We start from the raw sequence: 24969 nt of genomic DNA on the forward strand, positions 1-24969 counted from the left end.
CTCGTCAGGCTCATAACCTGAAGGCCGCAGGTTCAAATCCTGCCCCCGCAACCAATGAAACTTGTAAATTCGACCATTCCAAATATTTGCGTTCAAGCTCCTCACCATACCGGTCGAGGAGCTTTTTGCGTTTGGGATCCGTGTCGATCTCGCCAGACGCAATCCGGCCATCAGATCGTTGCCTGCTGCGGCAAGGAACTGCTGCTCCATCAGATCAAGCAACTACATGGATGCCATGATGTTGGCGGTGGCACGAGGATGCTAGCCGATGAGTTCCAAAGCTCCCAAGTGTGATGCTCGCCTCAAACTGAGAGTTTGAGCCGCATATGAACGATGATCATGCCGAAATGGTAACCAAGTGGGTGTCTGAATGCGAATGCGTAAAGAGCTGGCGGAGACGGTTATAACTACCGGAGTAAGCTCATTTAAAAATGACTTTCTACGTTTCGCCATCCCATTTATCTTCCAGCCCGGTCAACACAATTGCAACCAGAAGACCCCCGGAAATATTAGGATCGTTGACAATAAGCCAGCGGCTGCGCAGTAGCTCCCGATCCGTTTCATCATCTGTTCGGCATGAACTTTTGTTGTCACGATGTAGATCGACGCCGATGCCACTGCCGATAGTACGAGAAGAGTGACAAGGATCAGTCGGAGGACGGGAATGCCGGCCAGAAAAACGGTATCCCAATTCGCCCTGCATCCCACGGCCTGAATGCCGTAGAGCGTGATGAAATAGACGCTCCACATAATGAACGGTCCCAGGATCACCAGCATCAACCGATATCGCATCGTTTCACCCTCCCGGCGTCAGTGTTGTCAGGAGAAGCGGGTATAGCCAAGCGATCACGACGATGACGAGGCCGTAGCGGTGCAACAGAGAGCCGATCTGGAGATCGTTTTGACGCGCCCCGGAAATGTAGTGGCGGGTGCGCCACAGGCAAAAGCCGGAAAATACGAGGCCGAGGACGAGGTGCAGCAGCAAGTAACTGGAGACAGCAAATTCGACCGCATCGAGAGCCTGTACCGTAGCTGCCTCGTAGCGCCCATGTAATTCTACCAACAGCAGAGATGCCGCTGCGCCATAAGCAACCATCGAAACGATAAGCATCTGTTTGCATGAGGCTCTTTTGACGCCTGCTAACGCGCCCACGCATGTCGCGATGAGAGCAGAGAGTATCACGAACGACGCTCCCCAAGTCGATGTTACGACTGTAACTGGCCTTGGATCGAGGTTCGAAACCCACAGAAAGAGCCCGCCGAACAGCAGAGATGCAAACAGCGTGGCATTGGCGATCAGCACCAGACGCATCGCCAGAATAGTTGGCGCATCCCGGCTTTCGAAATGCAACGGGAGGCGACAGTCTTTGGATGCGTCGAGCAGACCACGGTCCGTTTTGGCATCCGGGTTGCGGGTCCACAGCAGGAACAGGCCAAGCGTTGCCAGCGCGAACATCACCGCGAGCGGATAGAGCTTTAGCAGCAGCGAGACGAAGACCCCGCCGGTCGTGATTGCTGTGAACAACGGCAGATAGGTCGGTCTCGGCAGAATGATGATTTGATTGGGTTCGCCGGAGATCGCGTCGACACCCAGAGTTTCCATCCAGCCATTGCGCGAAAAGCCGAGATAACCCTTGCCTGCCGCCAGTTCGGCCCCAAGCTTGTCGATCAGCAGGTTGTCGGCTCTTTCTGAAATATGAGGGATCGACGCGAAACTGTAGGATGGCGGGGGTGTGGGCATGGCCCATTCCAGCGTTCCCGCTTTCCAAGGATTGCGCCTAAACCGCTTTCCGAAAATGAAGATCAGCACCATGTCGAGCGCGACCAGCATAAAGCCCATGGCCATGATGAAGCTGCCGAAGGACGACAGCAGGTTCAGCCATTCCCAGGGCGAACCCTCAGGGTATGCATATATTCTGCGCGGCATGCCAAGCAGGCCGGTCAGATGCATCATGAAGAAGGTCAGGTTGAACCCGACGAAGATCATCCAGAAGGCCGCATGCGACAGATGCTGCACGGGCTGGCGTCCGCTGATGTGCGGTATCCAGTAATAGAGGCCTGCAAGCATGGGAAACAGGAATCCACCCACCAGCACATAATGCAGATGCGCCACCACGAAATGCGTATCATGAGCCTGCTGGTCGAACGGCACCATGGCCAGCATCACGCCGGTCAAGCCACCCATGACGAAGACGACGAAGAAGCCGATGATGTGGAGCATCGGCACGTTCAATTGCGGGCGCCCCTGGGCAAGCGTCGCAAGCCAGGCGAAAATCTGAACCGATGTGGGGATGGCGACGAGCGCGCTGGCGGCTGAGAAGAACGACAATGCGACATGGGGAATGCCGACGGTGTACATGTGATGCACCCAGAGGCCGAAGGAGAGAAAGGCCATGGCCATCAGGGCCGCGATGATGATCTCGTAGCCGGTCAGCGTCGTTCTCGCCAGCACCGGGATGATGGTGGATAGAGCGCCAGCGGCGGGAAGAAAGATGATGTAGACCTCCGGGTGTCCGAACAGCCAGAACAGATGCTGCCACAACAGAGGATCGCCACCCCGGTCGGGATCGAAAAAGGGCAGGTCGAAGGCGCGCTCGGCTTCCAGCAGAATTGAACCGAGGATGAGAGGCGGAAATCCGACGAGCATCATGCCGCCGACCACCAGCATGTACCAAGCGAAGATCGGCATTCTCACCAGCGACATTCCTGGCGCGCGCATGCGAATGATCGTGACCACGATTTCGATGGCGGCGCTGATTGCGGAAATCTCCACGAAGGTGATGCCCAGCAGCCAGATATCGGCATTGATGCCGGGGCTGTATTTGGATGATGAAAGCGGCGTGTACATGAACCAGCCGCCATCCGGCGCGATGCCGGTGACGAGGGCGAAGATCAGCATCGAGCCGCCGAAGAGATAACACCAGTATCCGTAAGCGGATAATCTGGGAAATGCCAGATCCCGCGCACCCAGCATCTTCGGCAGAAGGTACATGGAGAGGCCTTCGAAAAACGGGATGGCAAACAGGAACATCATGATGGTCCCGTGCATGGTGAAGACCTGCGCATATTGCGCTGCGTCCATGAACCCGTTGGTAGCGGTCGCCAGTTGTGTGCGGATCAGCATGCCGAGAAAACCGCCGATAGCGAAAAACACCAGCGCGGTCACCATGAAACGTTTGCCGATGACGTTGTGATTGACCGCGGCAAAACGCTTGATGCCCGAACCGGCATTCCAGATCGCATCCAGCTGCCTGTGCAGGGCGACGGGAGACAGCTTCTGCGTGGGTATGGATCGGTCCATCACGGGGCTAAATTCCTCACGGTTTTTTCATAATCGTGCAGGCTGTATGTCTGGACGCGGAAGGTCATGGCGGCATGGCCTTGCCCGCAATATTCAGAACAGACGCCCCCGAAGGTGCCCTCGATATCTGCCAGCAGGGTGATCGTGTTGATCTGGCCAGGAATGGAATCGATCTTGCCGCCTAGCCGTGGCACCCAGAAGCTATGGATGACGTCCGCGCTCGTCGTGTCGATTTTCACCGGCAGGCCAACCGGTATGTGCAGAACATCTCGGGAGACTACCTGTCTGCCATCGATCTGATAGGCGAACTCCCAGCTCCACATTCTGGATGTTGCCGCAATCGTGACCGTAGGGCGGGGTGTGTTTGCACCGAACATTTTCTCACCCTGATAGAAGGCATAACCCAACAAAGCGATGAGGACGGGGATGGGCATGATGATGCCGCCCAGCACGATCCAGCGCTTCGGATCGATGGATTTCAGACGCCCCCGCGCTATCAGGACCATGAAAAGCAGGCCTATGACGAGCGCGAAGATCACAGCCGAGCCTGCCAGCATCGCCCACCAGAGCTTTGCAAAAGCCTCGGTCGAGGGCCCGGCGGGATCGAGCGCTGACAGGTCTCCCTGACAGCTGGAGAGCACAGCGCTGGCCAGACACAGCGGGATCAAACCCCGGAACCGGAAAGCGGATCGCCGTGTTGATAGCCAAACAGGAGCCAGTGGATGCCAGAAACAGACAAGCCGAACCCAGTGATTTCCAAGGTGGAAGAAAAGACCACCAATTCCGCTGTCGCGGTTGCCGGTCATCCCCTCCACGCCATGACGGTCCACTTCCCCATTGCGCTGGTGATCGCCACTTTGGCTGCGGACATCATGTTCTGGTGGAGCGGTGATCATTTCTGGATGAGAGCAGCGCTCTGGGCTTCGGGTGGTGCTTTCTTCAGCGGCATTGCTGCGGGGCTGATTGGCACTGCGGAATTGTTGCTGGTGTCCGGCATTCGGGCGCGGGTTGCCAGCTGGGCACATGGCATTGCTGCCATGTCGTTGATTGCGGTTGCAGGTGCCAACTGGGGCGGGCGTGTCACCGAAACCATCGATGTTCTTCCGCACGGGCTGGGTCTCTCGCTCCTTGCATCCGGCCTCACCGGACTGGCTGGATGGCACGGCGGCAAACTGATCTTCGATCATGGAATCGGCCTCATGGTATCTCCCAAGGACTGATGTGCGAAATAATCTGTTTGAGCGCGCCCGGCTCTGCCCATCCTGATGGCAGGGCAAAGGGTGCCTCCGGTCGCGCCAGAACCAGAAAGAAGATAGCTCCCACCACAAACCCGCTGACGATGGTGACAGAGACAAAGCGCCATACCGGGTAGACCTCGCCATCGTTGAAGAGACGGATGATGACGAGGCCGGTCATGACGTGGATGACGACCATGATGCCGACAAATGCCAGCTTCATGGAAAACCACGCACTGAACGGGTTTTGAAGAAAAATCAGGCCGGTGCCAGTGGCAATGGCGATGAATGCGGCAGGCGAAATGACCCGCACGTAGGAAAAACGGACGATCTTCTGAAGCCGGAAAAGGTCGTCATCCCTAACGATATGGGCGCGCTGCACATACAGCCCCGGCAAGCTGACTAGCCCGGCGGCCCAGACGGAAATGGCCATGATGTGCAGGAATTTGATGAAAACCATCGCGCTCACTGCTCTGCCGGACGGGAATGAAGCAGGCGCGTGCGCATGCACCACAGGATAACGATTGCGTATGGCGCAAATCCCAGAGTCCACATCAACACGCCTGCCAATTGCTGATCCTCAAGCGGTGTCAATCCAAAGGCCTGCGTAGTCGCGAAATGCGCTTCGAAAAGCGTTACAGGTGCAAATGTCAGGATGGCGCCAAGAAAGCCCATTTGCACCATGGTGCCGAGCGCAAGACTGGTGGTGGCGACCACTGACGTGCTGCGCGAGAGCAGAGCGTGCCACAGCAGAATGGATGCGGCGATAAGCGCGATCTGCATCAGCCAGTATTGCCATGTGCCTGACAAGGCAAAGGCATAACCAAAGGGCAGATGCCAGACCCAGTAGATCGCGGTGTGTGCGACAAAGATTGCTTCCAAAGGAATTTTCGCGAGCCACCGTTGTGTCGGCCAGCCGATCATGACGACAAAAGGCGCGATGACTGAGCCGAGAAGGATGTGGTGGGCCAACCTTACAGAAAAGAGGGCGCTGGTCATGGCGCACAGTGGCGATACGAACACGGCAATCAATAGGAAAACTAGCAGGCCCGTCTTCCATCCCCTCTGGAGGGGCGCAGCATAATGAAACGCCACTGCAACGCCTGCGATACAAGCGATGAGAACAGGGTCAAAATTCCATGAGTACAGTGCATTTGGGAGCGTCGGAGCTGGGCCGCAATAGGGGTCAAGCGTGCTCGGCAATATGCTGTTTCCTGATTGAAAGATGTATCGGCCAACTCTGGTTACATAACTCGCAACGCATATAAGCACAGACTGTTCCACAAATTTTCCATCACCCTTTGGTTACAACTCCACGTAGCTTTTTAGGGAACTCTTACGCATGTTTTTCCATTGGCTGATTAGAGGATAATGCGCGGCTGCGTGCCACGCGCCGGATATCAGGCCATTCTGAAGTTTTCGGAAACTGGCGAATTCCACGTCTCGCAATCGCGAGAACGCGCCGTCGCGCGTTGGAACAACGGGGCTTCGGTGCGGTTCAGCATTCATGGATAAGAGCAAGGGTGGAACGGTGAAAAAAGTCAAATATGCGCCATACAACATGCCAACAGGCGGTTGGGGATCAATCAAATCCGTTGTCAAAAATGCCGTAACGCAAAAGGCTGTCAGGACCGCCCCGGGTCTGATGACCGATCACAACAAAAAGGGCGGTTATGCCTGTACCAGTTGCGCCTGGGCCAAGCCGGGGAAACCGCATCTGGCGGAGTTTTGTGAAAACGGTGCCAAGGCGACGTTCTGGGACCTGACGGCCAAGCGCACCACGCCCGAATTCTTTTCCAAACACACAGTCACCGAGCTGCTCGATTGGGCCGATTACGATCTAGAAAACGAAGGACGTTTGACGCATCCCATGCGATATAATGCGGCGACCGACACATATCAGGAAGTGAGTTGGGCCGAAGCATTTGCCGATATCGGCCTAAAACTCAAAGGTTACGATCCCCAGTCCGTCGTATTCTATGCGTCAGGTCGCGCGTCGCTTGAGACCTCCTACATGTACCAGTTGCTGGCGCGGCTTTACGGTAACAACAATCTCCCAGACAGTTCCAACATGTGCCACGAAACGACATCAGTCGCGTTGCCGCAGAGCATTGGAACCCCAGTCGGCACGATCCTGCTGGAAGACTACCAACATACGGATTGCATTCTTTCCTTTGGTCAGAACGTCGGCACCAATGCCCCGCGGCTGCTTCACAGCTTGCAGGAGGTGCGGGAACGAGGCGCACCGGTCGTGGTGTTCAATCCGTTGAAAGAGCGTGGCTGGCGGGAATTCGTCAATCCCCAAAGTCCGGGTCAGATGCTGACCAATAAGCCGACCGATATTGCCACGCAATATTATCAGGTCAGCGCTGGCGGTGATATCGCAGCCATGGTCGGCATGGCCAAGTGTCTGTTCGAATGGGATGACGAGGCGATTGCCGATGGAAGGCCGCGTGTTCTCGATGTCGCTTTTATCGAAGAGCACACCCACGGTCTGGCCGAATTTGAAAACTACGTAAGGACCATGCCATGGTCCGATATTCTTGCCACGTCCGGGCTTAGCCACTCCTCCATCGAAGCAGCGGCAAGGACCTACTCTCAGGCCCGCAATGTCATCGCCATCTATGGAATGGGTCTGACCCAGCATCGTTATGGCATCAGCAACGTCCAGATGCTGATCAATCTGCTGCTTATGCGCGGCAATATCGGCAGACCCGGCGCCGGCATCTGTCCCGTGCGCGGTCACTCTAATGTGCAAGGCCAAAGAACAGTCGGCATCTCCGAAAAGACCAAGCTGGTTCCGCTCGATCGTCTGGGCGAACAATATGGTTTCGAGCCCCCACGCACGGATGGCGTTAATACGGTTGAAGCGTGTGAGGGTATCATCGATGGCAGCATCAAGGCCTTCATTGGCTTGGGTGGTAACTTCGTGCGCGCCATTCCCGAGCGGACCTTGATGGAAGAGAAATGGCGCGGGCTTGATCTCTCGGTACAGATCGCAACCAAACTCAACCGAAGCCATCTGATCACTGGTGCAACGACCTATCTTTTGCCTACGCTGGTCAGAACGGAAATCGACGAGCAAGCCACGGGCCCGCAGATCGTTACCATCGAAGATTCCACCACCTGCATTCATGCCTCACGCGGCAAATACAAGCCCGCCGCTGAAGGACTGTTGTCAGAACCCCGAATTGTGGCTGAGATTGCAAAACACGCGTTGACGCCCAATCCAAAAGTGCCGTGGGATGAGTGGGTCGGTGATTACAGCCGTGTCAGAGATGCTATCGAAGCGACTTACCCTGAGCCCTTCAAGGATTTCAACAAGCGCCTCGATATTCCCGGTGGTTTCCCGCGCCCCGTTCCGGCCAGAAACCGCATATGGGAAACAGACACCGGAAAGGCGAACTTCAAGTTGCCGAAGGCGCTATGTTCCGGCTTCTCGACCGGCGAAGATCGCAACGTGCTGAGCCTCATCACCCTGCGGTCCAACGATCAGTTCAACACCACGGTCTATGGCTATGACGACCGCCTGCGCGGCATCCACAAATCCCGCATGATCCTGATGATGAATGCAGACGATCGTGTCAGGTTGGGTATCGCGAAGGATGGGTTGGCCACCATCACCACCGCCGTTGATGATGGTATCGTGCGCGTGCTGAGCGGCATGCAGGTCATCGACTACGACCTTCCACCCGGCAGCTGCGCGGGCTACTTCCCCGAATGCAATTCGCTCATTCCCTTGTGGCAACACGATGAGGAGAGCAAGACACCGGCGGCGAAGTCCATTCCTGTCAGGGTTGCTCCGGTATGAGCACGTTTCCCAAGCCTGCAGAATTGACGGAGAACGCGTTCGAAGCGTTAGCGAAAAAGGCCGGGCAGCCGCTGAAGACCATCGCTATCCTGGGGCTATTAGCGGGCATTTACATTGGTTTGGGTGGCGTCGCGGCTACCGTCGCATTGGCAGGCGCAGACGCCATGCCATTGGGCGCGGCGCAAATCCTCGCTGGTTTGGTCTTTTCCCTGGGCTTGGCTGCCGTTGTTATCGCAGGTGCCGAACTTTTTACCGGTAACACCCTTTTTGCTGGGCCCGTGCTGTTCGGCAAGGTGTCTGCTGTCGTTTCATTTCGCGCTCTGCTGGTTGCCTATGTCGCGAACTTCATTGGCTCAATTTTGCTCGCCGTCATCGTCTTCGCCGCACGATTTCACGATGCGGGTGATGGGGCTGTTGGTGTAGCCGCTATCGACCTAGCAACGACGAAAGTCGAAAAAGGCTTTTTCACTGTGCTCGCCAGCGGCATCATCGCCAATATTCTCGTTTGTCTTGGCGTGTGGTTCGCATTCGCAGGCAACAGCGTCACAGAAAAACTCGCCGGAATTTTCCTGCCGGTGACTGTTTTCGTGGCGGCGGGCTTTGAGCATTCGGTTGCGAATATGTATTTGCTGCCCTACGCCTATCTGCTTGAACAAAGCCAGGTCGGCTTACCCTCAATCACCATCTCGTCGATCGTGAGCAATATCTCGGCGGCCACACTCGGCAATATCGTGGGAGGTGGCTTGGTCGGCGTCACCTATGGCTATCTTTTCAACAATAACAACGCTTTGAAGTGAACTGTAACCGACCGACATTCAGGCATTCAGCATGTTCATTTAGGGCTTTGCGAAAACTGAAAAGGCAGGGCGATGCGCTGCTGTCCGATATCCGTCACCGGGATATGAAATCCATAGATCGAGTGTAGCGCCTCTGACGTCATGATATCCCGAGGGCTTCCATCGGCGACGATCTCACCATTACGCATTCCAATAATTCTGTCCGCGAATCCGCTGGCATAATTGATGTCGTGGAGAACGATAACGATCGTCTTTCCGTCCTCGTCGGCGATCTTGCGCAGGGATCGCATCAGATCCTGGGAAAAATACATATCGAGATTGTTGAGTGGTTCGTCCAGAAGCAGATAGTCGGTGTCCTGGCAAAACGCCATGGCGACCAACGCTCTTTGGCGCTGCCCGCCGGAAAGGGTTTCCAAAAAACGGCCTGACAGATCGGAAAGATCGAAGAGTCTTAGTGCCTCCTCGATCATATCCATGTCGCCTTGAGACTGATGGCCGCGATTGTGCGGGAAGCGACCGAAACCGACCAGTTCCTTCACCGTCAGGCGGCTTGCGACCTGATTGTCTTGACGCAAAATCGCGAGTTTCTTGGCAAGGTCCCGCGTCGGCGTTGAGCCTATGGGCAGATTGTCCACGCTGATCGACCCTGTTTGCAACGGCTGAATGCGCGCCATCAGACCCAGAAGGGATGATTTCCCGGCACCGTTGGGGCCGATGAGGGCGGTAATCCCGCCCTTGGGAAGCGTCACGGAAATATCGTTCAAAATTCTCGCTACGCCGTAATGCAGCGAGACGTGTTCGATCCGGATCATCTGCGGCTCCCGCGCCAGAGTAGGGTGAGAAAGACGATGCCACCGGCAAATTCGATGACCACGCCGAGCGTCGAACTGTTTCCGAGGCCATGCTGAAACAAGGTCTGCCCGCCAACGAGCACGATGATCGCAACGAGTGCTGCTGCTGGGATCAGCACCGCATGGCGGCGTGATTGAACGATCTGCTCCGCAAGTGCGACGAACAGCAGTCCGAGAAAGGCGACGGGGCCGACCAGTGCGGTGGAGACGGCCACCAGCGCTGAGACCATGAGAAGACAGGCAATCTGGGTTTTTGGCCAATCAATGCCCAGCCCGATCGCGGCGTCCCTGCCAAGGGCCACGATATCGAGGCTATGGCGCGCGCGCCAGATGCAGATCAGCGCCCCAGCGGTCAGCAGCGAGGCGGTGGCCAGAAGATCGGTTTTTACATCGTTAAAATTGACGAAACTGCCGCCTTGGACGATGGCGAAATCATTCGGATCGATCAGCCGGGCGAGAAGCGAGTGAAGGCTGCGAAACAGGACGCCGACGACGACACCGCAGAGCAGCATCAGCCCCATGTCCCAGCGCGCGCGCAGCATGGGTAGGACCAGAGCACATGTCAGCGCCATCAGAAGGATGATTTCGCCTACAAATTTCAGGCGCGAATCCAGCGTCGTATAGGCGAGACCGCCGAACAGGAAGACTAGCAGGATTTGTCCGAAAACATAAAGCGCGTCCATTCCCATGATGGAAGGTGTCAGAATGCGGTTCGCGGTGACGGTTTGAAAGACGACGGTCGAGATGGCGATGGCGATGCCAACCTCGATCAGCGCTGCCAGTTTGACGGCGCGTAGGCCGAGCACGAAAGCAAGATTGCCGCGCAGGCCGATCGTCATGAAACAGATGATGCAGCCAAGTGCCACCAGCGCCAGAATGATCAATCGCCGCTTAAGCATCGACGCGCCGACGAAGAAGCAGCAGGAACAGGATTGCGCCAAAGACACCCATCACCGTCCCCACCGGAATTTCGTAAGGGAAACGAATGATCCGTCCGATGATGTCGCAACCTAATGTCAGGATTGCGCCAAAAAGTGCCGTGACGGGCAGGGTGGCCCGCAAATTGTCGCCCATCAGCCGTGAAACGAGGTTAGGAACGACGAGACCGACGAACGGGATGATGCCGATGACGACAACGGTAACCGCTGAAATGATGGCGATGATGACGAGCCCGATTTGCAGCATGCGTTGGTAATTGATGCCAAGCCCGATGCTGGTTTCGCGACCAAGCGCCATGATGGTCATACGGTCTGCCGTCGCCCAGGCTGCGGCCACCAGCATCGCGCCAATCCAGAGCATTTCATAACGTCCGCGCAAAACGCCGGAAAAGTCGCCATTGCTCCACACCGAGAGATACTGCAGGAGATCGGCCTGCCAGGCGATGAAAGTGGCAGCCGCACCAATCACGCCACCGTAGACCAGCCCGAAGAGGGGAACGAGATAGGGTTGGGTGGGTGGCAGACGATGCGCGGTCATCAGAAACAGGCTGGTTCCGGCAAGTGCGGCAATGCTGGCAACCATTGTTTTGAAGCCCAAGGTGGCCGCGGGCCAAACGATCGTGACGAGCAGAATGCCAAGTTCAGCAGACTGGGCTGTACCCGCAGTCGCCGGTTCAACGAAGCGGTTGCGGGCGATGGCTTGCATGATCAGCCCGGCAATCGCCAGACCAGCACCCGCCAGCACCGCCGCCAATGTTCGCGGCAGGCGGCTGACAGCCAGCAATTCCGCGCCATCGGATGAGGTCCAAAGGCCGCTGACAGAAACATCGCCTGCGCCGACGCCGAGGCTGGCGACACACAAAAAGGCGAGCAATAAGCCTGCCAGTCCAGACAGTCGTTTCGGATGCCGTTGTGCTGAAGCGATCATTGTGCGGCGGAAAAGGCCTCTCTGATGGTGGACAGCACCCGATGCGTGGCCTGAATACCGCCAGCCGCGATGTAGAAATCTGCGGCGGGCAGGTAAACGACCTGGCCTTTTTTCCAAGCAGTCGTGCTCGCCACCAGCTCATTGTCGAGCGTGGCGCGCGCGCCCTGTTCACCAGAACCGATCGCGGCTGCACGATCCACTACCAGTAGCCAGTCCGGGTTTGCCTTGTGAATGAACTCGAATGAAACCGCTTCACCATGGGTAGCGGCCTGCATGGCACTGACCGCCGGTGGCATCGCAAGCGTGGCATGAACCCAGCCGAAGCGTGAACCGGGCCCGTAGGCGGTCACCTTCGGGCCGTTGGTCATGACGATCAGGACCTTGCCCTTACCCGCGACTGCATTGCGCGTCGCCTTGATCTCCCCATCGAGTTCCGCCGCGACCGCCGTCGCCTCGGCCTGTTTGCCGAACAAGGTGCCGTAATCGATGAGCCGCACTTTTGCCTGCTCCACCAGATCGTCGCCATCCATGGTCATGTCGATGCTGGGTGCGACGCGGGCGGTGGAGTCGAGTTTCGGTGAAGACCGTCCGCCCAATACGATGAGATCGGGGCCGAGCGCGCTGAGTGCTTCCAGATCAGGTTCGAAAATATCGCCGACGGCTTCCGCTTCGGATTTGAGGTGTTCCAGTTGCGGAAGATAAAGCTTCTGGGGCACGCCAGCGGGCTTGATACCCAGGCGGTCGAGGGTGTCGAGAGCGGCGAGATCGAAGACAGCGATACGTTCCGGCTGCTTCGGTATATCCACCATGCCGCGTGCTGTCGTTATCTCGGCGCTATGCGCGGCGGTCGCAAGCAGGCTTACAAGAATGAAAAGTCGGCATAACCTCATGGATGTCACGTCTCGGTTTGCAACGTGTCGGGTTTGGCCGTTGCCGAAGATGGCGACCATTGCAAGGGCTGCAACTCTTCCCGAAAGGCAAAGCGCAGAAGATGGCTTTCGATCACGTGCTGCGTCTCCTTCAACTGGTCTTCGTCAAAAGCCGTGCAGCGGATCGTCAGTTGATCGCTCTCCGCATCCATAACGGCGGTGCCGCAGGTAAAACGGCATTCACCATGACCCTCCGAATGCGAAACATCGACCTTGTGGGCGAAATGCTTGCACAGCTGTGCAATATATTTCGCCGCATGTTCGGTGCGCAGCGCTGCCGTTGTTTCCATCATCGTCTTCTCCCGTCGCGCGCCAGCGGGCCATGCCGCTGGGCGCTTTCTTGATGTGATCAGAACGTCGCCTTGGCCGTGATCAGGAAACTGCGGCCCGGTTCGAAAAGGGGTGTCACGTTGCCGAATTCCTGTCCATAGGTGGCGCGGTCGGAATAGCTCTCGTCGAAAAGATTTTTCACCTCCGCGCGGAACGTGAAATTCTGCAATTGCTCCGGTTTCCATTCGGTGAAGACATTGACGACCTCATAGGCTTTGTAAGGCGCATTGCCTGCAGCGACGTGGTCATATTCCGGCGCAATCTCGATATCGCCGCCGACGGTCAGATTCCACTGATCGAATGTATGGGCAGCGGTGATGGTGATGATGTCGCCAACAGGAGAAGCCAGATAATTACCACTGTCGGAGTCCGCTGGCGAGCCGTTTACGTCCACGTCGATATGGGCGTATTTGACCTTGATGTAGGAGCTCGTCCATTCGTAACCGGCACCGACTTCAAAGCCCTTGGACGTGAGATTGCGGTGGTTCAAGGCACCTGCGGTGGCAAGATTGAAGAGCGGAACACGCGCATTATCGATATCGGTGCGGAACAGGCTGACGTTGGCGGTGAAGCCATTATATTCAGCATCCAGACCAATCATATAATTGTCGGCCTTGACGGGCTCTGGCCCTTGGTTGCCATAATTCCAGTTCGGATTCATAATGAAATTTTCCGCCAGCGGCACCCCGGCCCAGACATGGGAGAACCCGGCTTTGGCGGTTAAGATATCCGTGAGGTCATATTCGCCTGATATATTGGCACTGAGACCAGCATTGTCGAATTCTGAGTCATTGGTACCTGTAAACCATTGCCGGTCACCTCTCGCGCCGAAGGACAGGCGAGTACGCTCCCATGGCTCGAGACGCGCTTGCGCGTAAATACCCAGATTCTGCGCTTTTTCACGACTGCCATCGGTAGGATCATTCAACGTGGCCCGGTCGTTATAAAAGTCAATGCCAGCGACGACATTGCCGATATCGAAAGAGAATTTGTTTTCGAACTTGCCGTTGAACGTCGAGGTCTTGCCACTGTCATCATAGAGACGGCCTGTGGGTCCGTAGATGGGTAAGGTCACCTCAGTCGAGCCATAGGCCAGCATGACCTTTGGATCCCACCAGCCTTCGGGAGTTTCGTCGGTGTATGTGAAGACGGTATTTTGCCGCTCCAGCCGGTAATCGCGGATTCGTGGTTCCCAAGGGCGCGCCACCACAAATCCCGCATTTGCACGGTAAGGACGCGGCGCATCGTCCATCAGTCGATCATGGCTTATTTCAAAACGGTCGCCGCTATCGAATTCGTAGCCGACTTTGCCCAGCCCGCTCAACAGGTTCGTTGTGGTCCCGTCCACAACGTCACCATTGCCGCCGTGGAAATCATTGCCTTTGCCGAAGGTGAAATAGCCGAGGTAATCCAGCCCGTCCTTCAAGCCATAGGCCGACAGGCCGGTTACAACTGTTTCGCTGTTGAAATTATAGGTCGAGGTCACAAACCCGCCGAATGTCTGACCATCGGTCAGCAGGTCTTTTGCATCTTTGGTCTCGTAGTTGATCGCGCCAGCAAGCGCGCCAGGACCGGCATCGGCAGGAGCGATACCTGAATCGACGTCGACGGCCTTCAGGATCGACGGGTCGATCAGGTTGGTGGCGTTGTGGTGAAAGACCTTGTTGTTCTGGCGGGCGCCATCGATACTCACCGCAAGATTGGTTTCTTCGACCCCGTGGACATAGACCTTTTGCGACATGGGCAGCGAACTGCCGACCTGCACGCCAGCCTGTTCGCGGAAGACGTCTGCGATGTTGCTGGGGTTGATCCTTTCCAGCTCGTCTGCTCCGATGACGGTCTCGCCGACATCGCCCTGACCTACGGATTGTCCTTGTAACACGATGGTTTCAAGGACCGTGCTGTTTCCGTCACCGGACGCGACGGGCGCGGGTACTGAGCGACCGATCACCGCCGTGCCGTTGGAAATGCTATAGGGAATTCCGGTGCCTTCCAGCAGTTGCCCAAGGGCGGCCTGTGCTGACAAATTACCGGAAACGGCGCGGGAGGTGATACCCTGCGATGTGGACGCGGCAAGCGAAACCTGCAAACCGGACTGTCGCCCGAAAGCATTCAGTGCCGATGCCAGCGGCTGCGCCGGAATGTTGAAGCTGCGCTGGGCGGTCTGCGCCATTGCTGTCGGTGCCTGCCCCAGCATCGTGATGCCCACTGCCGCCGATGCCATCAGCCTGAGCGCCAAAACCGTCCCCCGGTTCGACTTTCGCGACCGTTCCACATTTACCTGAAGCGCCATTCCGCCCAGTCTCCCCATACGCCAACATTGCAAGCCCCCTGCCTGCATTCAGCTTAGAGACGACCGTGGCGCCGGGATTTTTCATCGCTCAGCGAAAAAATCGTGAAATTTTTAAATATTAGAAGAATGAGAGTACGCGGAGATAGGGCGATACGTGATGCACCTTTGCGCCGTATGGGCTGACAAGAGCTTCCAGCGCGCGGTCAGGATCAGACAAATCATAGAGACCAGTGACGTGGCGTTCTTCCAGATCGCTGCTTGCGACCTTGATCCATGACGGGTGGTAGCGCTGCAATTCTGCCACCACGGTTTTGATCGCGACATCTTGTACGAACAGCTTTCCATCTCGCCAGGTGGCGATGGCATCAATATCCGTTCTGGCCCGTGAAAGCTCGCCGTTGCCGCGATCAAGCGTGACAAAATCGCCGGGGCGAAGTTGCATTGAATGTCCGGTTTGTAGGGAGCGAAGATCGACGACCCCACGGGCGAGCTGGACGCTGGCGACTTGCGGTGTGACGTTGACGTCAAACGCCGTCCCCACCACGGTAATATTTAACTCGCCGCCAGCATCCACGGTAAACGGTCGGCTTGTGTCCGGCTGCACGTCGAAGAAAGCCTCGCCAGACAGCAGGCGAACCTTTCGTTCGGTACCGGAAAAATCCACGGCAATGGCACTGGCGGCACTCATGTCCACACGGGACCCGTCCTCCAGCGTAATGCGACGGGTTTCGGCGGTTGCAGTTGTGTAATCGGCCTCATAGCGGGTCACGACAGTTGGGCCAACCACTGCCGCGATGAGACAGGCCGCAAGTGCGGCAATGCCGATACCGATCGCATGTCGTCGGCCAAAGCGTGCCCGTCGGGCGGAACGTCGTTGCGTTGGGGTTTGCCAGGCTGGAATGTTGATGGGCTGTGTTTCTCCCATTATCTCCCAGGTGCGACAGGCTTTGCCCCATGCCTGTTCGTGTTGTGTCGAACGCCCGATCCACGCAGCGAAAGCGAGATCGTCGATGTCCGAGCGCGATGGGTCGCGCAGGCGCAGAAACCAGTCCATCGCCTCTTCGAGCAGTTCTTCATCTGTCTGGTCGTGCCGCGTCACATCATACCCGCTTCGGATCTCGACAAGCTCTTATCCGAGTTTGCTTATCGAGAGTAGTACGATTGAAGCAGGAAGATTTTTCGTGAAGATCGTGAAGATCAGGCATTTTTTCTATCGAGCGCGATGGCGATCTTTACCATCGCGGTTTTGACGTGCCGGTGCGCGGTCGCAACGGAGATTCCCAGATGCTCCGCCACGACTTCCAGCGTGCAGCCGCCGTGCCGGTGCATTTCAACTGCGATCTGAATGTCCCTTGGCAGCGATGCGAGCACCTGCTGGGCAATACGGACTTCATCACAGAACATCGTCGTCTGCTCTGGTGTTTCGGCAGCACGCGGAACGATCCAGAATGGCGGATCGTCGTTTTGCGCCCGCTGTTCGATCTTGCGACGCTTGACGATGTCAAGCGAGAGATTGCGGACGATACGATAGAGATAGGCCAACCCCTCGCGTGCCGTCTGTGTTGGCGAGTTGCCGAAGCCGAAGCGCAGATAGGCTTCCTGCACGATGTCTTCGGCGGCATCCCGGGAACCGAGAATCCGGGCAGAATAGCTGATCAAAGCCGTGCGATGCCCCATGAAAAGGGTATCTGCATCAAGGCTGACATCCAAGTGCTGCTTCGCTTGTCTTTCTTGCACGCTGTCTTCCGATAGGCGGTCGATTGACGGAATAAATTGCTTGCGCCCATGGAGGCGCTTGCGTGCAACTCTCTAACAGCAAAAACATGATCAATAAAGTCATATTTGAATGTTTATGGCAGCGACTGTGGAGAAGGGGCGGTTTACACGGCCAGCCTGCGCAGATTAATCTCCGGCGATGCACAATGTTCGTCGCACCATTGCGCAAATACGGTGCCCAGTCTGTCCTTGAGTTTGGTTTCGATACGGTCTGCTTCGTCCATTTGCGCAAAGACCGCTGCCGCCTGCGCCGGGTCGTTCGTCTGTGAAAGCTTCATGCAGACATAGTGAAGGTTCTTCAGCGATTGAACCAATGCTTCAATGTCCTCGCACAACTGCTCGAATTCCGTTGCTGGCAATTTCAGGGCACGCCAGAAAAAGGCAAAGCCGTGCTCATAGGCATATTTGCGGATGGTCAGAATCGGTAGTTCGCGCACTGCGGGTTCCAGGTCGCGTAGCGACAAGCCTTGCTTGCCGTCCAGATGGGCTGCAACGATGGAACGCATCGCGTCCACGATCGGATTTCGCTCGAAAACGAAGCAGCTTTCGAAATAGGCCTTGAGGTCTTCCGGGTGGGGAGCGCGCGCTTGCGCAATATCGAAGGCGTAACCACCACCGACAGTCGGCTGCATGATGGCGTGAACGACCTTATCGCGCGCCATAACCCCTTCCCAGCGATAATCGGGATCATGCACGAACCATGTCTCGGGATCATCCGTCTCTTGCAGCATCAGGTAATGGGGAAACGGGTTCTGGTTGAACTTGTTCTCGCGCTCCGGCATGTGGAACATGTCCAGCATCACCATCACGCACTCCGTCTCTCCGCGCTCACGCACGAGATCGGTCATCACAGCCAGATTGTCCGCCTTGCTCAGCGCCGGGTCGTACCATTCGTGCACTCGAACGCCGTAGAGACGCTCGAACCATGCACGGTAAAATTCCTGGCTGATGTCGCTTGCGTGGTAGCGCAGTTGATACTTGTCGCTGACCGCGAACTTCGCGTCCCAGATGCCACAATAGAACGGTCGCTGGTCAAGTCCGCGTTTCTTCAGCCCATCGCAAACGCAACTAACGAAACAATGAACCTTGATGTCATAATAGGCCTCGCCATGCACGCCTTCGTCCGTATCACCGCCGGTCATCGGAAAGCTTGGGACGGGCAGCGCCGGTGCCTTTGGCAGATAGAGGCCGACCAGATCATCGACCGTCTCAACATCCTGACTGGCGATGGCGTCTTCCGGCATGGCGAGATTGAATTCGAGTTCGAGGTTCAGAAAAATCTGGAGGATGAGGACGGAGTCGAGATACATATCCTCGTTCAACCGTGCATCCGGCGCAAACCCAGCCATATGGGGATGGTCCATATGGGTAGTGAGAATGGTTTGAATGGCGGAAAAAATGTCGTCGCGGGTCATGAAGCCACTCCGGTTGGGACTGGAAGAAAGGCGCCAGCGGCATGGCGTTCGGCAACATCACGGCGGCTGATCTTACCGTTGGCCTGGCGGGGAATGTCGCTGACCTGGATCATTTCGGACGGCAATTGGTGGGTGGCCAACTGCTTGCTCAACCATTCCCGTAGCGCGCCTGATGACACCGGATTTTCGGCGCTAAAAAGAAGTGCCACGCGCTCGCCTGCAAAGCGGTCGCTCTTGCGAAACGCGACGGCGTCGGTAATGCCGGGCATTGCGGTGACCGCGTCTTCGACATCCTTGGGATAGACGTTGAGGCCAGCAACATTGATCATGTCATCCATGCGCGACACGAAGACCAGCATGCCATCAGCTCTGACATATCCAAGGTCGCGCGTGTGGATTTGTTGACCGTCGGCCTTGCGGATCACAATATCGGCTGCCGTTTCGAGGTTACTGCCGGTCTCGGCAGTAACGTGGGGGAGAATGTAGCCCATATCAGGCGCGGCGGTTAGATCAGGGTTGATGGCGACACAACCGGCTTCCGAGCAACCATATTGCTGAAAAAGGTTGTCACATTTTTCACGGATGCGCGCGAACCAAGGTTCCGGCAACAGCGTGCCCGAGGTCATGGCGGCGTGTAGTCTTTCGCCAGCGGGCAGAAGTTGGGCCAGCATGTGCAGGATGGCAGGTGAGGAATAGAGCACGGGCCGTTCTGTCTCGCGCATGACTTTCAAAAGATATTTCGGATTGCCGGTGTCCACGACCACAGGCGTGACGCCACGATGCAGCCCCACCAGAAGGCCGCAGATCAGTCCGTAGGAATGTGTCGTCGGGCAGGCGACGATAGGCGTCATATCAGCGGAGGCTGTGAATGACTGCACGTAGCTCGCGATTTCGGTTTCGATATTCCGCCATGTGCGGGCGATCAGTTTTGGCGCGCCGGTTGTGCCGGAACTCATTTGTAGCAATTCGCCTTCGCCTCTGATGACGGACGCGGTAGGCAAGGCTTCACCCGTGAAACTGTTATAGAACAGCCGGTCGCACCCTGCCTGCACGGCTATTTTGCGCGCCGCCGCATAGGGCGTGCCGGGGTGGATCGGTAGCACGCTGGCGCCGGCTTGCCGGATGGCGAAGAAAAGCGCCAGCCAGTCGACTGCATCTGCAAAGCACACCGCGAAACGGGCGGACTGCGAAAGTCCCGTCAAAGCGGTCAACTCTGCTGAGCGCTTTTCGAAATAACCCTTGTCGTAAAGCGTTTCGCCAATCCTGATCATCGCATCGTTCTCCGTTCGGCCGTGGCCTTCGCAAAGAAGTTCGGCACGTCGTGATGGTATTCCGGCTCGCGGGCGAGCAGTTTGCGGGTGAGAAGAGATTCCGTCTGGATGGTCGGCGCATCGTAACCAAGCGCTGCCATCCGCTGGCTGGCATCGTGGCTTGCCGCATAGGTTTCGATGATAACTTCGACGCGCTGCCAGAAGCTTGCTTCGGGCAGTTGGTAAGCATGATCGAGGAGATGGGCGATCTCTGCGAGATTGTAGACGTACAGCGTGTCTGCCACCAGTTCGCGTACGGAATCGAGGTTGTCCATCCAGTAATACTGGTTCGGCGCGGCATGGCGATAACGCGCATCGACTGACTGAAAGTCTGGCGCTTTGGCGGGGTCGCGCAGGAAGGGTGGGCAGAACTCGATGCTCTCGTGAAAATCACGAAGCACCAGCCGCACCGGCCAACCATTTCTATGCACGAGCAGCATGTTTTGACCATGGGCTTCGACGGCAAGGCCGTGATGCACCAGCAGATGCCAGACAGGCAGGACTGAAATCTCCAGCAGGCGGTTCAGCCAGGGCATGAGACCGAACTGTTCTATCCAAGGATGAACGAACGGCTTTTGATCGGCCTCCAGCATCATCAGCGCGTTGAAGGGAATGACGTCCTCTCCGGGCTGCAAATCTTTGAGCGCACTTTCGCGCCAGATGGTACCGATCTGACCGGAGAGTTCGCCTTCGTGCTCCGCCAGCACACCGGCATATTCCTGAAGAATGGTCAGCGGGTAATGGTCGCGAAACGCGGCGTCTTCATCCACCATCCCGGCGATCCACCGCGACAGCACTGGGGCGGTGCAGACCGAATGCGGATCGAGAATACGCCGGGAGGATGTGTTGACGACGTCAAGCGGCAGTTTGATGCTTGCGGCCAGAGGGCGATCGCTATTGTGCAAACTGCGCAGCGACTGGCTGGCGAGATAATTGTCGCCGAACTGTCCGAGGCCATGCAGTTTGCCGCTGGCGATCAAGTCGGAGCCTGCACCGTCTTTCAAACGCTGCCATTGCCACGGATGCATCGGCACCAGCGTGAACTTTTCCCAGCCAAGATTTTTCGCAGCGCGCGCGTCATCTATCTGGCTCCAGACCTCTTCGCCGAGTTCGCTTTTCCAGAAGCTCGTCTCGTCGTGGTCAAGCGCCTGCCTTATGGTTTCGCGCGCATGCAACGCCCAGAAAAGCTGGAACGGTTTCGCTGCTTCAGGGCCATAGAGTTGGTTGTCTGCGGTCGTGAAACCGTATCTTGCCTTAAAGCATGGATGATAAGGGTGGCCTTCGTGCAATGCACCATCCAGATGCGCGAATGCCATGTTCCGTCGTTCGCGCGGTGGAATATTATCCTCGTTCCACTGGCAAAGCGTGACTGTATGCTGGAGCTCTCTCAACAGCTTATCGCGGGTCGTATCGCTGCCGGGCATGCCCACGACAATCGCAGCAAGCGACGCCGGTACCCAGTTACCATCGTCACCTTTCGTCTCAATGGAATGCGGTTGAATACGCGGACGGCCAAATGTGCCAAGCGTCGCACGGCAACGATAATAGCGTCCATCAGACGTCCACGTTAAATAGTCCGGTGGTTCAATCCGAAAGGAAACAAGACCTTCGAACAGCATCGCGGCCACCAATTGTCTGATGACACGATCCTGCGGCTCGGACTGAATTTCAAGAGGCAATGGCATGCGGCCTCACTGTATTGGTATCTGTGATCGTGGCCAGGCTCAGCGGGTTGGGCATTTTTCGGTAGAGCGAGTGGTCTCCCATCGAACTCAGCTCATCCACATCGGCCAGTCGGGTCGCAAGGTTCGCTTTGGTACCGATATCGGCTTCATCCAGAATATGCCGGATGAAATCGCGACCAAGTCCGCACATGGAAAGCGCAAGCGTTTCCAGATGATCGCGCAGGATGCGTAGGAGGGCCGTCTCATCGGCAAGGCTGTCATGGGCCATGCGGCTGATGACCGAAAACACCTGATTGACGATCAGGTAATAGGCAAAGCGGTCACGAATATCCGCTTCAGGGAAATAAAGGGAGTTGATGGTTTCCGTCTCTGGCACGGCGCTTGCGATTGCTGGCCTATGGCTTTCGGAAAGATAGAAACCCTGATTGTCGCGGTAGTAGCCCAGCCGTGGGTAGCCCGCGCCGATATCGACAAGGCTGTTTTGCTGATGCGCCTCAAGCGCGATGCCATGCCTCTCGTAAAGCTCGATCAATGGCGTGACAGCGCAATCGAGATATTGGCGAAACCAGAGGGATGCGGTTGCTGCGATATTGCCGCTCTCGCCGGTATGGACTTGCCTGACCAGCCGTTCCAGCCGCGACAGGTGGCCCGGAATTGGTTCCGCGGTCAGCGCCGCGAGTGTGACGATGCCCGTCCCACTCTTTGCCCTGAACGGGTTTTCCCGGAAAATCGTCTCGAACCCGCTTTCTTTGCGGCCGGGAATGTCAAGCGTTATGAAAGCGGGGTCCCGGATGATGCGGAACGATGGCATCTCTCGTGCAAGATCGAACCGGTCGACCAGCTTTGCCATGGCGACCCCTGCATCCAGCTCGTCGCGCCCGTTGATGCGCACCGAATTGGTGATACGCACAGGCAGCGAAAACTTCAGCATCCAGTCGGCGTCTTCGCTCCAGACTGTCCGCACCGACGACGTTGCCGTGAAATGTGGCCCCGCCGCACCAAGGCTTCGAAGGGCGCCTTCTGCCATCATCGCGCTGATGTCGGGATCAAGTAGCAGTGCCTGCGCCTGCAAGGGGTGCATTGGCAGGAGTGTTTCATTGCCGCGAATACCGAAGTTGCGGGCGCTAGAACCGGCGAGCTGCGCGACGATATGGTCAGCAGACTGTTCGGTCGCCGACGCATGCGTCACAAAATCCGTTCGTGCCGCAAAATAATGCAGCTGAAAACGGCCATGGAATTCCGGCGCATAGGTTTTCTGCTGCCAGAAGGTCATGCCCTGTCGACTTTTCGGCGTCGGGTGCAGCCAGTGTCCGAATATGAGTGATTGTTCGGCAGCAATGAAATCATCACGCTCGTCGGGTTCGGCCAGCGCATATTCGATATTGGTGTTGATCTGCTGGTTGCTGTCCATCACGCGCAACAGAAGTTCTGTCTCGCAGCCGTTCCGATTGCTACCTTCCGGCGCACTTTGATAGGCCTCTCGCATCAGTGCCTGCAAGGCAGGCATGGGCGCGCAAGGGTGCCAAACGGCTTCTGAGAATGCGCGCTGCCATATGCGGCCGAAATGGTGCGGGCCGCAGAGTGATGCCGAGGTCACTTCGGCTCTGATGAATAGTCTGCTGCCATGCAGCACCCATTCGATGCAGTCGATTTCTCTCGCGAATACCTTATGGCGAACAGCTGTGCCGGTATCGATCTCCCGCATGTAGCAATTGGCGAAACTCTGAAACGTGGCTGTCTCGGCAGCCTTCCACGCGACAGACATTATACTTTGCACGCGATGAGGGGTGATGAAGCACGGTTACGGGTTCCCGAAGACAAGAACACATATCGGGTTGTTTCTAAAAAGTGTCCTGCCGTCATCATGCGGTTCCTCGCCGAACTTCTGGATGTGCCACGAAGCAGAGACGACCGAGCCGACGGGTTTTTTCATGGGTGAGGAAATTTTGTGAGTGGCCGCTGCGCCTCGTCAGTCGCCAGAGGCTCTGGTCGCACAAAGCGCACAATAGCGGTCCGAAGGCATATAACCGCTCAATATTTCTTTTTTTTAGCGATCCTGTTGCCGCGCGGACCGCTGAAGACAGGTGTCTTATCGCGGTTTTCTGACGTCAGGTTTCGCCAGCGTTCAACGCGGTCAGCTGCCAGAGCGCCGCTTTTGACAGCTGCCTGAACTGCGCAGCCCGGTTCATGCGCGTGGGTACAATCGCGAAAGCGGCAAAGTGGTGCCAGTTCCGTTATGTCGGCAAAGACCGTGTCGATCCCGTCTGTTGCATCGCTGACGACGAGCGTTCTTATTCCCGGTGTATCGATGACCCAGCCGCCACCCGCAATGGAATGCAGCGATCGCGCGGTCGTGGTGTGGCGGCCTTGCGCGTCGTGCTCGCGAATGGTCCCGGTTTTTTGCTGTGTGTCGGATGTCGGTCCCGTTAGGGTGTTGACGAGTGTAGACTTTCCGACACCGGAGGACCCCACGAGGGCGATCGTCTGGCCAACTCCGCACCATTCACTCAAGCGAGTGTGGGCATCCGCAGAGCGTCCATTCAAGGCAACGACGCGCAGGTCGCGTTGCAAAGCCTCGGCTTGCGTCTGAAACAGGCCAACGTCATCAGCAGTGTCGGCCTTCGTCAACACGATCACGGGTGTCGTCCCGGCCTCATTGGCCATGATCAGGTAACGTTCTAAGCGGTCTGTGTTGAAATCGGCATTGCAGGATGTGACGATAAAAAGCGTATCGATGTTGGCTGCAACCAGTTGCTGGCCATGACCAAGCTCGGTGCGTCTCTGAAACACGGTTTTTCTGTCGAGACGCCTGACAAATATGTCGGAGCCAGGGTCCGCAAGCACCCAATCGCCCACCGCGAAGTCAGCGACGTTGGCATTGGCTGGCAGTTCCAGTTTGACGGGCCCTGTATCCGCCATTGCTTCGATACGCGCCCGATGAACCGAGGAGATGCGCCGGGGCAGAAAGTCAGCTTCGTTCGCGTTGATCTGATCCGAAAAAAAGTCAGACCAACCAAGCAATTCCAAGGCTGATTGAAGACGTGAATTGGTCAAGTTTGACTTCGCATTCATTGACAGAGGTTGCCCACGATTTCGCAGCCTTCCCCCTAGTTTTGATGAGAACCGCGTTTCGGCAAAGAGTTTGCATAGGCAGCAGCTTCGCCGGAGTAGGGGAATTCATCGCCAATCTGACGGGCGCCATCGTAAACGGTGAAGGCAGGCCCATCGATCTCGACGATCTTGTAGCCATTCACGTATTCGAATTTCGGCGTTTTCCAACCCATAATCGTCTCCAGTTTCGGTCCTGAGTTTCCAACATCTGAAGATGATGTCCGACCCGTCACATTCAGCAGGCTATTTCTCTATCAGG

General features: G+C 56.8%; 23 protein-coding genes. 3 read left to right on the forward strand and 20 right to left on the reverse strand.

What is annotated here, in order from left to right; genetic code table 11:
• From QRN55_RS00795 to coxB, 4 genes are all read right to left on the reverse strand, one after another.
• Nucleotides 1-222, reverse strand: a 222-nt coding sequence (locus QRN55_RS00795) for a hypothetical protein (protein WP_284774008.1), incomplete at its 3' end; no start/stop codon positions are given.
• Nucleotides 223-474: 252 nt separating this feature from the next.
• Nucleotides 475-777, reverse strand: a complete 303-nt coding sequence (locus QRN55_RS00800; protein ID WP_284774010.1) for a hypothetical protein — start codon at nt 775-777, stop codon at nt 475-477.
• Nucleotides 778-796: 19 nt separating this feature from the next.
• Complete coding sequence (gene ctaD / locus QRN55_RS00805) at nt 797-3301, reverse strand: cytochrome c oxidase subunit I (protein ID WP_284774722.1); 2505 nt, start codon at nt 3299-3301, stop codon at nt 797-799.
• On the reverse strand, nt 3301-3942 hold the full coding sequence (coxB, locus tag QRN55_RS00810) for a cytochrome c oxidase subunit II (RefSeq protein WP_284774012.1): 642 nt from the start codon (nt 3940-3942) through the stop codon (nt 3301-3303). Before coxB ends, ctaD begins: the two co-directional genes overlap by 1 nt.
• An 81-nt stretch (nt 3943-4023) precedes the next feature.
• Here coxB and QRN55_RS00815 point away from each other — a divergent pair, with 81 nt between their 5' ends.
• Nucleotides 4024-4521: a DUF2231 domain-containing protein gene (locus QRN55_RS00815; protein ID WP_284774014.1), complete on the forward strand. Its 498-nt coding sequence runs from the start codon at nt 4024-4026 to the stop codon at nt 4519-4521.
• On the opposite strand, the gene QRN55_RS00820 is transcribed toward QRN55_RS00815, so the two are convergent.
• The gene (locus tag QRN55_RS00820) at nt 4499-4996 is read right to left on the reverse strand and encodes a CopD family protein (protein WP_284774015.1); all 498 of its coding nucleotides are present in this window, start codon (nt 4994-4996) and stop codon (nt 4499-4501) included. The two genes, QRN55_RS00815 and QRN55_RS00820, sit on opposite strands and share 23 nt — an antisense overlap.
• A 5-nt stretch (nt 4997-5001) precedes the next feature.
• Complete coding sequence (locus tag QRN55_RS00825; RefSeq protein ID WP_284774016.1) at nt 5002-5631, reverse strand: cytochrome c oxidase assembly protein; 630 nt, start codon at nt 5629-5631, stop codon at nt 5002-5004.
• A 412-nt stretch (nt 5632-6043) separates the two neighbouring features.
• Here QRN55_RS00825 and QRN55_RS00830 point away from each other — a divergent pair, with 412 nt between their 5' ends.
• Both QRN55_RS00830 and QRN55_RS00835 read left to right on the forward strand, forming a co-directional pair.
• Entirely contained in the window at nt 6044-8347 is a 2304-nt protein-coding gene (locus tag QRN55_RS00830) for an FdhF/YdeP family oxidoreductase (protein WP_284774018.1), read from the forward strand.
• Nucleotides 8344-9144: a formate/nitrite transporter family protein gene (locus QRN55_RS00835; RefSeq protein ID WP_284774019.1), complete on the forward strand. Its 801-nt coding sequence runs from the start codon at nt 8344-8346 to the stop codon at nt 9142-9144. Before QRN55_RS00830 ends, QRN55_RS00835 begins: the two co-directional genes overlap by 4 nt.
• 35 nt (nt 9145-9179) lie before the next feature.
• Here QRN55_RS00835 and QRN55_RS00840 read toward each other — a convergent pair whose 3' ends face one another.
• The 14 genes from QRN55_RS00840 to QRN55_RS00905 all read right to left on the reverse strand — a co-directional run bounded on the left by QRN55_RS00840 (nt 9180) and on the right by QRN55_RS00905 (nt 24883).
• Entirely contained in the window at nt 9180-9956 is a 777-nt protein-coding gene (locus tag QRN55_RS00840; RefSeq protein ID WP_284774021.1) for an iron ABC transporter ATP-binding protein, read from the reverse strand.
• The gene (locus QRN55_RS00845; RefSeq protein ID WP_284774024.1) at nt 9953-10894 is read right to left on the reverse strand and encodes an iron chelate uptake ABC transporter family permease subunit; all 942 of its coding nucleotides are present in this window, start codon (nt 10892-10894) and stop codon (nt 9953-9955) included. The genes QRN55_RS00840 and QRN55_RS00845 overlap by 4 nt, the downstream gene beginning before the upstream one ends.
• Nucleotides 10887-11861: an ABC transporter permease gene (locus QRN55_RS00850; RefSeq protein ID WP_284774026.1), complete on the reverse strand. Its 975-nt coding sequence runs from the start codon at nt 11859-11861 to the stop codon at nt 10887-10889. Before QRN55_RS00850 ends, QRN55_RS00845 begins: the two co-directional genes overlap by 8 nt.
• On the reverse strand, nt 11858-12670 hold the full coding sequence (locus QRN55_RS00855; protein ID WP_350225176.1) for a siderophore ABC transporter substrate-binding protein: 813 nt from the start codon (nt 12668-12670) through the stop codon (nt 11858-11860). The genes QRN55_RS00850 and QRN55_RS00855 overlap by 4 nt, the downstream gene beginning before the upstream one ends.
• 86 nt (nt 12671-12756) lie before the next feature.
• A complete protein-coding gene (locus QRN55_RS00860; RefSeq protein WP_233137054.1) occupies nt 12757-13083 on the reverse strand; it encodes a DUF2218 domain-containing protein in 327 nt (108 codons plus the stop codon).
• Nucleotides 13084-13139: 56 nt separating this feature from the next.
• Complete coding sequence (locus QRN55_RS00865; protein WP_284774032.1) at nt 13140-15413, reverse strand: TonB-dependent receptor; 2274 nt, start codon at nt 15411-15413, stop codon at nt 13140-13142.
• A 118-nt stretch (nt 15414-15531) separates the two neighbouring features.
• On the reverse strand, nt 15532-16512 hold the full coding sequence (locus QRN55_RS00870; RefSeq protein WP_284774034.1) for a FecR family protein: 981 nt from the start codon (nt 16510-16512) through the stop codon (nt 15532-15534).
• A 98-nt stretch (nt 16513-16610) separates the two neighbouring features.
• Nucleotides 16611-17150, reverse strand: a complete 540-nt coding sequence (locus tag QRN55_RS00875) for an RNA polymerase sigma factor (protein ID WP_233124031.1) — start codon at nt 17148-17150, stop codon at nt 16611-16613.
• A 143-nt stretch (nt 17151-17293) separates the two neighbouring features.
• Nucleotides 17294-18604 carry a DUF6005 family protein gene (locus tag QRN55_RS00880; protein ID WP_284774037.1) on the reverse strand — a complete coding sequence of 437 codons (1311 nt, stop codon included), beginning with the start codon at nt 18602-18604 and terminating at the stop codon, nt 17294-17296.
• Complete coding sequence (locus tag QRN55_RS00885) at nt 18601-19875, reverse strand: AMP-binding protein (RefSeq protein WP_284774040.1); 1275 nt, start codon at nt 19873-19875, stop codon at nt 18601-18603. Before QRN55_RS00885 ends, QRN55_RS00880 begins: the two co-directional genes overlap by 4 nt.
• Nucleotides 19872-21599, reverse strand: a complete 1728-nt coding sequence (locus QRN55_RS00890) for an IucA/IucC family protein (RefSeq protein ID WP_284774042.1) — start codon at nt 21597-21599, stop codon at nt 19872-19874. Before QRN55_RS00890 ends, QRN55_RS00885 begins: the two co-directional genes overlap by 4 nt.
• Complete coding sequence (locus tag QRN55_RS00895; protein WP_284774044.1) at nt 21583-23364, reverse strand: IucA/IucC family protein; 1782 nt, start codon at nt 23362-23364, stop codon at nt 21583-21585. Before QRN55_RS00895 ends, QRN55_RS00890 begins: the two co-directional genes overlap by 17 nt.
• Nucleotides 23365-23630: 266 nt before the next feature.
• Complete coding sequence (gene rsgA / locus QRN55_RS00900; RefSeq protein ID WP_284774046.1) at nt 23631-24671, reverse strand: ribosome small subunit-dependent GTPase A; 1041 nt, start codon at nt 24669-24671, stop codon at nt 23631-23633.
• Nucleotides 24672-24706: 35 nt separating this feature from the next.
• Complete coding sequence (locus QRN55_RS00905) at nt 24707-24883, reverse strand: hypothetical protein (RefSeq protein WP_284774048.1); 177 nt, start codon at nt 24881-24883, stop codon at nt 24707-24709.
• Nucleotides 24884-24969 lie beyond the last annotated feature (86 nt).

It is taken from the genome of Agrobacterium sp. lyk4-40-TYG-31 (assembly GCF_030209855.1).
In the GTDB taxonomy this organism is placed as follows: Bacteria; Pseudomonadota; Alphaproteobacteria; order Rhizobiales; family Rhizobiaceae; genus Agrobacterium; species Agrobacterium vaccinii.

Excerpts from the sequence above, each read along its gene's own strand:
- QRN55_RS00800 (WP_284774010.1), bottom strand. The coding sequence starts at position 777 with ATGCTGGTGATCCTGGGACCGTTCATTATGTGGAGCGTCTATTTCATC.
- ctaD (WP_284774722.1), bottom strand. The coding sequence starts at position 3,301 with ATGGACCGATCCATACCCACGCAGAAGCTGTCTCCCGTCGCCCTGCAC.
- QRN55_RS00815 (WP_284774014.1), top strand. The coding sequence starts at position 4,024 with ATGCCAGAAACAGACAAGCCGAACCCAGTGATTTCCAAGGTGGAAGAA.
- QRN55_RS00820 (WP_284774015.1), bottom strand. The coding sequence starts at position 4,996 with ATGGTTTTCATCAAATTCCTGCACATCATGGCCATTTCCGTCTGGGCC.
- QRN55_RS00830 (WP_284774018.1), top strand. The coding sequence starts at position 6,044 with ATGGATAAGAGCAAGGGTGGAACGGTGAAAAAAGTCAAATATGCGCCA.
- QRN55_RS00835 (WP_284774019.1), top strand. The coding sequence starts at position 8,344 with ATGAGCACGTTTCCCAAGCCTGCAGAATTGACGGAGAACGCGTTCGAA.
- QRN55_RS00840 (WP_284774021.1), bottom strand. The coding sequence starts at position 9,956 with ATGATCCGGATCGAACACGTCTCGCTGCATTACGGCGTAGCGAGAATT.
- QRN55_RS00845 (WP_284774024.1), bottom strand. The coding sequence starts at position 10,894 with ATGCTTAAGCGGCGATTGATCATTCTGGCGCTGGTGGCACTTGGCTGC.
- QRN55_RS00850 (WP_284774026.1), bottom strand. The coding sequence starts at position 11,861 with ATGATCGCTTCAGCACAACGGCATCCGAAACGACTGTCTGGACTGGCA.
- QRN55_RS00855 (WP_350225176.1), bottom strand. The coding sequence starts at position 12,670 with ATGGTGGATATACCGAAGCAGCCGGAACGTATCGCTGTCTTCGATCTC.
- QRN55_RS00860 (WP_233137054.1), bottom strand. The coding sequence starts at position 13,083 with ATGATGGAAACAACGGCAGCGCTGCGCACCGAACATGCGGCGAAATAT.
- QRN55_RS00865 (WP_284774032.1), bottom strand. The coding sequence starts at position 15,413 with ATGGCGCTTCAGGTAAATGTGGAACGGTCGCGAAAGTCGAACCGGGGG.
- QRN55_RS00880 (WP_284774037.1), bottom strand. The coding sequence starts at position 18,604 with ATGACCCGCGACGACATTTTTTCCGCCATTCAAACCATTCTCACTACC.
- QRN55_RS00885 (WP_284774040.1), bottom strand. The coding sequence starts at position 19,875 with ATGATCAGGATTGGCGAAACGCTTTACGACAAGGGTTATTTCGAAAAG.
- QRN55_RS00890 (WP_284774042.1), bottom strand. The coding sequence starts at position 21,599 with ATGCCATTGCCTCTTGAAATTCAGTCCGAGCCGCAGGATCGTGTCATC.
- QRN55_RS00895 (WP_284774044.1), bottom strand. The coding sequence starts at position 23,364 with ATGTCTGTCGCGTGGAAGGCTGCCGAGACAGCCACGTTTCAGAGTTTC.
- rsgA (WP_284774046.1), bottom strand. The coding sequence starts at position 24,671 with ATGAATGCGAAGTCAAACTTGACCAATTCACGTCTTCAATCAGCCTTG.
- QRN55_RS00905 (WP_284774048.1), bottom strand. The coding sequence starts at position 24,883 with ATGGGTTGGAAAACGCCGAAATTCGAATACGTGAATGGCTACAAGATC.